General features: G+C 69.9%; 8 protein-coding genes. 4 read left to right on the top strand and 4 right to left on the bottom strand.

The genetic code is table 11. The annotated features are described in order from the left end of the window. Positions 1 to 7: 7 nt before the first annotated feature. A complete protein-coding gene (locus ACQPXM_RS10815; protein ID WP_432947396.1) occupies positions 8 to 952 on the bottom strand; it encodes a YihY/virulence factor BrkB family protein in 945 nt (314 codons plus the stop codon). A 137-nt stretch (positions 953 to 1,089) separates the two neighbouring features. Here ACQPXM_RS10815 and ACQPXM_RS10810 point away from each other — a divergent pair, with 137 nt between their 5' ends. Continuing rightward, positions 1,090 to 1,887: an SDR family NAD(P)-dependent oxidoreductase gene (locus tag ACQPXM_RS10810; protein WP_432947394.1), complete on the top strand. Its 798-nt coding sequence runs from the start codon at positions 1,090 to 1,092 to the stop codon at positions 1,885 to 1,887. A 66-nt stretch (positions 1,888 to 1,953) separates the two neighbouring features. Here the strand turns inward: ACQPXM_RS10810 and ACQPXM_RS10805 are convergent, their stop codons facing one another. The 3 genes from ACQPXM_RS10805 to ACQPXM_RS10795 all read right to left on the bottom strand — a co-directional run bounded on the left by ACQPXM_RS10805 (position 1,954) and on the right by ACQPXM_RS10795 (position 5,968). Then, a complete protein-coding gene (locus ACQPXM_RS10805) occupies positions 1,954 to 2,364 on the bottom strand; it encodes a DUF805 domain-containing protein (RefSeq protein ID WP_432947392.1) in 411 nt (136 codons plus the stop codon). 83 nt (positions 2,365 to 2,447) lie between these two features. After that, complete coding sequence (locus ACQPXM_RS10800; RefSeq protein WP_432947390.1) at positions 2,448 to 5,000, bottom strand: tetratricopeptide repeat protein; 2,553 nt, start codon at positions 4,998 to 5,000, stop codon at positions 2,448 to 2,450. Further along, complete coding sequence (locus ACQPXM_RS10795; protein ID WP_432947388.1) at positions 5,000 to 5,968, bottom strand: endonuclease/exonuclease/phosphatase family protein; 969 nt, start codon at positions 5,966 to 5,968, stop codon at positions 5,000 to 5,002. Before ACQPXM_RS10795 ends, ACQPXM_RS10800 begins: the two co-directional genes overlap by 1 nt. A gap of 158 nt (positions 5,969 to 6,126) precedes the next feature. On the opposite strand from ACQPXM_RS10795, the gene ACQPXM_RS10790 reads away from it, so the two are divergent. From ACQPXM_RS10790 to ACQPXM_RS10780, 3 genes are read left to right on the top strand one after another with little or no spacing between them, the layout of a single operon-like run. Next, on the top strand, positions 6,127 to 7,716 hold the full coding sequence (locus ACQPXM_RS10790) for a discoidin domain-containing protein (protein WP_432947386.1): 1,590 nt from the start codon (positions 6,127 to 6,129) through the stop codon (positions 7,714 to 7,716). Positions 7,717 to 7,728: 12 nt separating this feature from the next. After that, positions 7,729 to 8,973, top strand: coding sequence for an MFS transporter (locus ACQPXM_RS10785; RefSeq protein WP_432947384.1), 1,245 nt, complete (start codon positions 7,729 to 7,731; stop codon positions 8,971 to 8,973). Next, on the top strand, positions 8,970 to 9,947 hold the full coding sequence (locus ACQPXM_RS10780; RefSeq protein WP_432947382.1) for a hypothetical protein: 978 nt from the start codon (positions 8,970 to 8,972) through the stop codon (positions 9,945 to 9,947). Before ACQPXM_RS10785 ends, ACQPXM_RS10780 begins: the two co-directional genes overlap by 4 nt. Positions 9,948 to 9,973 lie beyond the last annotated feature (26 nt).

Here is a 9,973-nt window from a genome sequence, read left to right as displayed (position 1 = left end):
CGCAGCGTCAGCCCGGAACCGAGTCGGCCTTCACCGCGCCGCGTTCGCCGAGCGGCTGCGGGTCTCCCTTGGTGGTGTCCCGCGCCGTCTGCTGCTCGGCCTCGGCGTTGATCTCGGCGCCGAGCAGGATCGCGTAGGCGCTGATCCACAACCACAGCATCAGGATGACGATCGCCGCCAGGCTGCCGTAGGTCTTCGCGTAGTTGCCGAACGTCTCGACGTACAGCGAGAACCCGACCGACGCCACCAGCCAGATCACCGTGGCGACGGCCGCGCCGATCGACACCCACCGCATCTTCGGCGCGTCCCGGTCCGGTCCCACCCGGTAGATCACCGCGAGCACGACCGTGATCAGCACGATCGCGAGCACCAGCCGCCCGACCGCCAGCGCGATCCGGATCGGCGTCGCCACGTCGTCCCCGATCGCGGCGCCGACGGAGAACAGCGCGACCGCGAGCAGCACGAACACGATCGCGCCGAGCGTCAGCAGCAGCGCCAGGCCTTTACGGCGGACGAAGCCGCGGGTCTCCTCCTCGTCGTAGGCCAGGTTCACCGCGGTGAGCATGTTGCCGACGCCACCCGACGCGCTCCACAACGCGACGACGACCGCGATCGCCAGCCCGATCCCCAGACTCTGGCGCGGCGCCGACACCAGCGCGTCGATCTGCTGCAGCAACAGGTCGCGCCCGGCGGCCGGCATCGCCGAACCCAGCTCGTCGGCCTGCTGCCGAATCTGCGCCGGGTCCGCCACCAGCCCGTAGGTCAGCACTGCCGCCGCCACGGCCGGGAACAACGCCAGGAAACCGAAGAAGGCCACCCCGGCCGCCAGCAACGGCACCTGGTCGGCCTGCGCCTCCTTCCAGGCCCGCCGGAGGACCTGCCACCACCCGCCGGCAGGGATCTCCGAGGGCTTGTCCGCCTCTGCTCCGGGTACGCCGCGTTCTGCACTCATCCCGCGTCGGTACCCACCCCGGACCGCAATTCACGGCCGGGGCGCCGGCGGGGCGGAATCGGTGAATCGGGCGGGGTACCGGGAAAGGGCTCGACCGACACAACGACCCGCGGGTGGGGATTTTGGAGGAGCGACTGATGACCGAGAACCGTCCGCTGGCCCTGGTGACCGGTGCCTCGAGTGGTATCGGGCTGGAGCTGGCCAAACAGTTCGCCACACACGGGTACGACCTGATCATCACCGCGGAGGACGACGGCATCGAGACGGTCGCGCCGGCCCTGCGGACGGCGGGTGACGCGTCGGTCCAGGTCGAGGCGACCCGGCTCGACCTGACCACCGCGGAAGGCGTGCAGAGCCTGATGACGGTGGTCGGCACCCGGCCACTGGCGGCCGCGGCGCTCAACGCGGGCGCGGGCCTCGGCGGCGCCTTCGTCGACAACGACCTGGCCGACGAGCTCAGGATCATCGACCTGAACGTGAAGCCGACGGTCGCGATCGCCAAGTCGGTGCTGACCGGGATGGTCCAGCGCGGCGAGGGCCGGGTGCTGATCACCTCGTCGATCGCGGCGACGATGCCCGGCTCGTACCAGGCGGTCTACAACGCGACCAAGTCGTTCCTGCAGTCGTTCATCGAAGCGCTGCAGGACGAACTGAAGGACTCCCCCGTCACGGTCACCTCGCTGATGCCCGGCCCGACCGAGACCAACTTCTTCCACCGCGCCGGGATGGACGACACCCCGGTCGGCCAAGCCGACAAGGACGATCCGGCCGCGGTCGCGAAACAGGGGTTCGAGGCGATGCTGGCCGGCAAGAACCGGGCGGTCGCCGAGTCGCTGACCACCAAGGCCCAGGAACTGGCGAACAAGGTCCTGCCGGACAAGCTCAAGGCCGCGGTCCACCGCCGGATGGCCGAACCGAAACCCGACGACAACTAGAGCGGCGAACAGCAACTGAGCCCGCGCGCCGGATCGGCGCGCGGGCTCAGTGGCGTTCTTTGTGACTCAGACGGTCGGGTAGCCCGGCTCCGCGCTGCCTGCGGCGGTGCCGAACCGCTCCTGCGCCTTCGGGTCCGGGCCGTGGCTGTTGTCGCCCGCGGTGCCCTCCTGGACCTCGAAGACCAGCAGCACGATCCAGCCGATGATCGGGATCAGCCCGATCAGGATCCACCAGCCGCTGCGATCGGTGTCGTGCAGCCGCCGCACGGTGACCGCGAGGCTCGGCAGCAGGACGAGCAGCGAGTAGATGCCGCCCAGCAGGCCGGTGCCCGAGCTGTCGGTGCCGATCATCCGGTCGATCGCCGACAGGACGATCGAGATGATCACGTTGAACAACGTGAACATCCAGAACTCCTTGCGGCGGGCCCGGCCGCTGAACACGACGTACTTCTTCAGAACATCCAGGTACCAATGCATAGCGGCGCTCCGTTACTCGTTCCACAGCCGGCCTTCTTGGCCGGCCCAGGTCGTACACTTCAATGCCCCCGGCCTGCCCGGGCCTAACGCTCGAGGCCGGCCAGAAGGTCCTCCACCCGCTCGGAGCGACCGTGGTGGCGGTGGGCCTGCCACTCCTCAGGGCTCATCATGTCGGCGACCAGGGTCAAGACCTCTTGAAGTTCGTCCGCGTGATACGGATTCACCACGCCCAGGCGTTCACCCATCGCCTCCTCGGCCCCGAACAAGCGGCCGGCGATGCCCGCGTCACCTTGCCGCGCGAGGATCGTCATCATGGTGTTCGCGAAGGCCATCGTCAAGCCGGGGCTGCCCAGACCGAGCACGGTGGGGATCAGGCCCCGGCCCAGGGTGCTCGCCTCGTCGACCCGGCCGGCGACCGCCAGCAGGTAGGCGAGGTTCTGCCCCTGGACGGCGGTCTCGTGGGCGTCGCCGAGTCCTTCGAGCACGGCCAGCGACTCGCGCAGCAGCGCCTCGGCACGATCGAGGTGACCCAGTTCCTCCTCGACGCCGGCGAGGTTGCCGAGGATGCGGGCGAGGCGGCCTTTGTCGTCCAGCCGGCGGTGGAGTTCCAGACCTTCGGCAAGAGTTCGCTGTGCGGTCTCCAGATCGCCGTGCTGGCGTTGCGCCGTACCGATCAGGCTCATCGCCCAGGCGACGCCGGAGCGGTCCCCCAGGGAGCTCGACATCTCCCGGGCCCGGAGCGCCTCGGTCAGGGCGCGATGCGGTTCGCCCTGTACGAGAAGGAGATTGCTCAGTCCGCGCAGGCAGGCGGCGAGGTCGGCCGACGGCGTCGTACCGGCGCGGGCGACCACCGTCTCGTGCCAGCGGCGGCCCTCGGCCAGATCCCCGGTGATCACCCACAGCCAGCTCAGGGCCGCGCACAGGCGAAGGCTCGCGGCGGTGTCGAAAGAAGTTGCCCAGGACAACGCGGCGCGGAAGTTGCCGACCTCGGCCTCGGCGAGGTCGCGGGCGGTCAGGTGCCGGGACTCGCGCAGCTCGCGCAGTTCGGTGGCCAGATCGGCGTAGTACGTCGCGTGCGCGGCGCGCAGGTCGTCGGCCTCCGCGGTCGCGGCCAGCTTCTCGCTCGCGTACTGACCGATGGTCCGGAGCAGGGCGAACCGGGTCGGCGAGCCCGGGGTGACGGTGACCAGATTCGCGTTGTGCAGTTCGGCGACGGCGTCGAGCGGGTCGATGGCGTCGAGCGGGTCCGCGGCGATCGCGGTGATCGCGGCCAGGTCGGCGCCGCCGGAGAAGACAGCAAGCCGGCGGAAGAGACGCTGAAGCCCGGGGCTGAGCAGGTCGTAGGACCAGGCGATGGTGTCGCGCAGAGTGCGCTGCCGGTCGGGGATCGCCCTGGTCGTCGACGCGATGTCGAGCCGACGGTCGATGCGTTCGAGCAGCTCCTCCAGGCTGAGGACCCGGACCCGCGGAGCGCACAGCTCGATGGCCAGCGGCAGCCCGTCGAGCTGTCGGCAGATGGCTGCCACCAGAGCCCGGTCCGGGGCGGTCGCCGCGAAGCTGGGATGCGCCGCGGTCGCGCGCTGGACGAAAAGCTCGACGGCGGCGGAGTCGGTGTCGGTGTCCAGCGGCGTCACCACATGCTGCTGCTCGGCGGTCAGCCCGAGCGGTCGCCGCGACGTGGCAACGATCTTGACCCGCGGCGCCCGGTCGAGAATCCCGGCGACCACCCGGTCCGCGCCGTCGACCTGCTCCAGGTTGTCGAGCACGAGCAACAACCTGCGCTGCGCCAGGTACGACGTGAGCCGCGCCGGCGGGTGTTCTCGCGGCGGCACGTCCAGCGCCTCGGCGATCGAGGACCACATCACTTCATCCGACTCCGCCTCCGCCAGCGGCACGAAATAGGCCCCACCCGGAAACTGGTTGATCGTCGTCGCCGCCGTCGAGATCGCCAACCGGGTCTTGCCGGCTCCGCCCGGGCCGACAAGGCTCACCAGCCGTACGTCGGGCCGGCGGATCAGTTCGTCCAGCCGGGCCAGATCGCCGTCCCGGCCCAGCAAGGGAGTCGCCGGAACCGGCAGGCTGCTCGCCGTACCGAGCGTCCGGGGTGGCGGGAAGTCCGCCTCGAGCCCCGCGACGGTGACCTGGAACAATCGCTCGGGCTCGGGAATGTCCTTCAGATGATGCGTGCCCAGATCGCGTAACGCGGCGCCGTCGGGCAACTCGTGCTTGACCGGGTCGCTGGTCGTCGACGACACGATCACCTGGCCCCCGTGCGCCGCGGCCGCGACCCGTGCGGCGCGGTGGACATCCATTCCCCAGTAGTCGCCGTCCGAGATCCCCGGCGTACCGGTGTGGATGCCCATCCGCACCTTCAGCCGCTCGCCGCCCGGCCACTCGTGCCGCGCCAGCCGCCGTTGCCCGTCGACCACCGCCCGGACCGCGTTGACCGGGCTGGGGAACACCACGAAGAAACTGTCTCCTTCGGTGCCCTGCTCGGCCCCGTCGTGCCTGCGCCACACGTCGCGAAGGATCCGGCGATGCCCCTCGAGCGCGTCCAGGTAGCTGTCACCCAGGCGCCGCAGCAGGACCGTCGATCCCTCGATGTCGGTGAACAGCAGCGAAACCTTGCCGCTCATCAGACGGTGAACTCCACCCACAGCGGGTAGTGGTCGGAGATCCGGAACGACAGCTGGGACTTGGTCAGCCCGTTCAGCACCAGCGGGACGAAGTCCAGGCTGCCGCAGCGGTTGGTGAAGGTCAGGCCGTTCAGCATCGGCGGCAGGTCCGGGTCGGTGGGATCGTTGAACCAGGCGATCTGGTCGTAGTAGTGGTGGTCCTTGTCGTTGTCGAAGATCGTCCGCGGCACCAGGCCGAGGTCCGGTGGTGGCCACAGTCCCGTCGAGACGAAGGCGGCGTACAGAGGATCGTCGATCCGGTCCAGATTGAAGTCGCCGAGCACCAGCAGGTTGTGGTTCCAGTCCTTCGGGCGGTCGGCCCACTTGCGCATCCAGTCGGCGAAGGCCTGGACCTCGCCGAGGCGGTCCTTCGGGCCCTTGCCCCACAGCACGTGCACCGTGGTGAGGATGAAGTCGGTCCCGCCGCGCACGAAGGCCGCCGCGTACGGCGTCCGCGCGAACTGCTCGACCTCGTGGTCCGCGGCGGCCGGCAGCACGATCTCGCCGACCAGTCCGGACGGCTGCACGCGCTCGGAGTCGTAGACGTAGGCCAGCCGCTCGGCGTTGCCCGGGGCCCCTTCGGTCGCGTCCGACACGATCACCCGGTAGCGATCGCCGAGCCGGTGCAGCAGGGCCATCAGCGCGGTCGTGTCGCGCTTGCTCTCCTGGATCGCCGTCACGTCGAACCGCTCGACCACGGCCGCGAGACAGGCCAGCGCGTGCCAGTCCCGCTTGGGCTGGTCGTTCGGGCCCGACCGCCACTTCGGCGTCAGCCCGCCGAATCCCCGGATGTTCCAGGTCCCGATCAGCAGGTTGTTGTCGACCTTCGCCGGAAGCTGCTCGTCCAGCGCAGCCCCCAACCGGTTCAGATCCTTGGTCACCGCCGCCGGCACCGGGCCGGCCGGCGGCCGGATCACCTCACGCGCCACAATCCCCCACCCCCACAACGGATGACGCGGCCACCCAACCGCTGCTCCGAGCGTGAAGGCAGGCCACCCCGGCGTCAATGGGCCGCGACCTCTGGACCGGAGTTTAATTGTTAGGTAAGTTTCCTATTAGTTAGCTCCGATCGCCCCTAGGAGTCCTCATGGCTTTGCGCACGGTCCTTGCCGTCCTCCTCCCCCTCCCCGTGCTGGTCGCCCTCGGCGGCTCGCAGGCCACGGCGCGCACCTCCGCCGACGTCCTGCTCTCGGCCCGGCAACCAGTACTTGCCTCCAGCATCGAAGACGACACCCTGCCGGCCAGTCAGGCCGTCGACGGCAGTACGACGACCCGCTGGGCCAGCACCGAAGGCGTTGACCCGCAATGGATTCGGGTCGATCTCGGTCAGCCCGCCACGATCCGCCGGGTCAAGCTGAACTGGGAGGTCGCCTACGCCAAGGTCTACCGGATCGAGGTGTCCGACAACGGCACCGACTTCCGCACCGTCAAAGAAGTTGCTGATGGCAACGGTGCGGTCGACGACCTGACCGGACTGACGGCCCACGGTCGTTACGTCCGGCTGGTCGGCACGCAGCGCGGCACGCCGTACGGGTACTCGCTGTGGGAGCTGGAGGTCTACGGCACCGCCGACTCCAGCGGCGACACCCAGCCGCCGAGCGTCCCGACCGGTCTGCAGAGCAGCGCGGTCACCGCGACGTCGGCCGCGCTCCAGTGGACCGCCTCGACGGACAACGTCGGCGTCGGCTCGTACGACGTCCTGCGCAACGGCGTCGTCGTCGCCCAGACCGAGTCCACGTCGTACAACGACACCGGCCTCACCGCCAGTACGACGTACCAGTACGCCGTCCGCGCCCGCGACCTGGCCGGCAACCTGTCGGGACCGAGCCAGGCGATCACCGTGCAGACCGGCTCCGGCGGCACCGGCGCCTTCGTGCTCGGCGCGGCCGGTGACATCGCCGACCGGTGCACCGAGTCCGACTCCAGCTGCGTGCACCCGAAGACCGCCCGCCTGATCCAGGCGATGAACCCGGCGAACGTGATCACGATGGGCGACAACCAGTACGACGACGCCCACCTGTCGGACTTCCGGAACTACTACGACAAGTCGTGGGGCAAGTTCAAGGCGATCACCAAGCCGATCCCCGGCAACCACGAGTCCTACGACGACACCCCGTTCGCCGGCTACCGCGCGTACTTCGGCTCGATCGCGACGCCGCAGGGCAAGCAGTACTACAGCTGGGACAAGGGCAACTGGCACTTCATCGCGCTGGACTCCAACGACTTCGTCACCGGCGAGGGCCTGGCCGAGCCGGCCCAGCTGACCTGGCTCAAGCAGGATCTGGCCCGCAACACCAAGGGCTGTATCGCGGCCTACTACCACCACCCGCGCTTCAGCTCCGGCGACCACGGCGACAACCCCGACAGCATCCAGCTCTGGCAGACGCTGGTCGGCGCCAAGGTCGACCTGGTGCTGAACGGGCACGACCACCACTACGAGCGGTTCCTGCCGCAGAACGTCAACGGCCAGGCCGACCCGGCGGGACCGGTCCAGATCATCGGCGGCATGGGCGGCGCTCCCCTGTACGACGTACACGCCGCGCACCCGGCGACGGCCAAGATCCTCTCGACGCACGGTGCCCTGAAACTCTCGATGACCGACAACACCTTCTCCACCCAGCTGATCGGGCTGGACAGCAAGGTGCTCGACAGCAGCCCGACCTACACCTGCCACTGACGGGGACGGCTGATGTATCTGGCGAACAGCCGGGCCGCCGACCAGGCCACGCGCCGGGTCGGCGGCACCCCGCGGTGGCACCGCGTTCCCGGGAACGTCCTGGCCCTCGGCGTGGTCAGCCTGGTCACCGACATCTCCGCCGAGATGGTGACCGCGATCCTGCCGCTCTACCTGGTCCTCGGCCTGGGGCTGAACCCTCTGCAGTTCGGCCTGCTCGACGGCCTGTACGCCGGTTCGACGGCGCTGCTCCGGCTCGTCGGCGGGCACGCCGCCGATCGCTGGCAGCGCCTGAAGGCGGTCGCCGGCATCGGCTACGGCCTGTCCGCGATCTGCAAGCTCGGCCTGCTCGCGGCCGGCTCCTCGGTCGCGGCGATCGGTGCGGTGCTGGCCGTCGACCGAGCCGGCAAGGGCATCCGTACGGCGCCCCGCGACGCGCTGATCTCATTGAGCAGCGAACCCGAGACGCTCGGCAGGTCCTTCGGGGTTCATCGCGCGCTGGACACCTTCGGCGCGTTCCTCGGACCGCTGGTCGCGGTCGGCGTGCTGTGGGCGAGTCTCGGCGACTACGGCGCGGTGTTCGTGGCCAGCTTCTGCCTCGCGGGCTGCGGCGTCCTGCTCCTGGTGCTGCTGGTCAAGGACCACCGGCAGCGCGGCGACCGGCCGACCGTCGTACCGCTGCGCACGATGGTCGGTCTGCTGAGGATCCAGTCGTTCCGGCGGTGTTGCGGCTGGGCCGCGGCGCTCGGGCTGGTGACGATCACCGACTCGTTCGTGTACCTGGCACTGCAGCGTCGCTGGGAGATCGAGAGCACCTGGTTCCCCCTGCTGGCGCTCGGTACGACGGGAATCTTCCTGCTCCTCGCCGTGCCACTCGGCCGGCTGGCCGATCGGGTCGGACGCTGGAGGGTCTTCCTCGCCGGGCACGCGGCGCTGGTGCTCGCGCTGCTCCTGATCTGTGGACCGGCGACCAGCAACTGGATCGCGGTCGTGGCGCTCGCCCTGCACGGCTGTTTCTACGCGGCGACCGACGGCGTATTGCCGGCCACGGCGGGTCCGCTGTTGCCCGAGCAGTTGCGGGCGAGCGGACTCGCGTTGCTCCAGACCGGCCAGGCACTGGCTCGGATGGTGTCGGCGGTGCTGGTCGGCCTCGTGTGGACGGTGTGGGACCTTCGCCCGGCCCTGATCGCCACCACCGTCGCGTTGCTGCTGGTCACCGTCGCGGCCGCCGCCACCAAACCCTGGGAAGTGAAGCGATGAGAAAGCTCCTGCTCGGTCTGCTCGGCACCCTGGTCCTGGTCGGCGGCGGGATCACGTACGTCGTGGCGGCGCGCGGCGGTGGCCCGGCCGCGAACGCGCAGCCGGTGGTGACCGGCGAGCCGATCACCCTCAGCCCCGGCACGGTGCTGTTCCGCAACGCGGCCGCCGGTCCGGCATACGGGCAGGTGGCGGCGTTGGCGGCATCGGGCGCGCCGCGCAAGGTCGCGGACCTGCGGTGCGACCGTTTCGCGGCCGCCCGCGGCACCGGGATCTGCCTGCGCGCGAAGCCCGGTTCGTTGCCTCCGCTCAGCGAAGTCCTTGTCCTGGGTCAAGACCTGCAGGTGCGGCACCGGCAGACCCTGCCCGGTACGCCGAGCCGCGCGCGGGTCTCGCCGGACGGCAAGATCGTGAACTGGACCCTGTTCGTCACCGGCGACTCCTACGCCGCGACGGGCTTCTCCACCCGCAGCGGTCTGTACGAGGTGGACACCGGCCGGCTGGTCAAGAGCATCGAGGAGCTCCCGGTGTTCGTCGACGGCCGTCGCTACTTCGCGCCCGACGTCAACTACTGGGGCACCACGTTCGGTGCCGATGGCAACCGTTTCTACGTGACGCTCGGCAGCAGGAACAAGACGTACCTGGTCGAGGCCGACTACCGCTCCTACCGGGGCACCGCGATCCTGGAGAACGCGGAGTGTCCGTCGCTGTCACCGGACGGGCGGCGGGTGGCGTTCAAGCAGAAGAACCCCGACGGCACCTGGCGGATCGCCGTACTGGAGCTGGCCACCCGCCGGGTCAGCTACCCGCCCGAGTCCCGGCATCTCGATGACCAGGTGCTCTGGCGGGACAACACCACGCTGCTCTACGCCCTGCAGCGCGACGACCAGGGCAGCGACGTCTGGTCGACCCCGATCAGTCCCACGGGCCGGCCCACCGTGCTGATTCCGGACGCCACCTCGCCGGCCGTCGCCTGAGGTCCGTGGCGGGGAGGTGATTGGGC

It is taken from the genome of Kribbella sp. CA-253562, from assembly GCF_050942265.1.
In the GTDB taxonomy this organism is placed as follows: Bacteria; Actinomycetota; Actinomycetes; order Propionibacteriales; family Kribbellaceae; genus Kribbella.
Note: the sequence above shows the minus strand (reverse complement) of the source record. Positions and strands in the feature narration are given on the sequence as shown.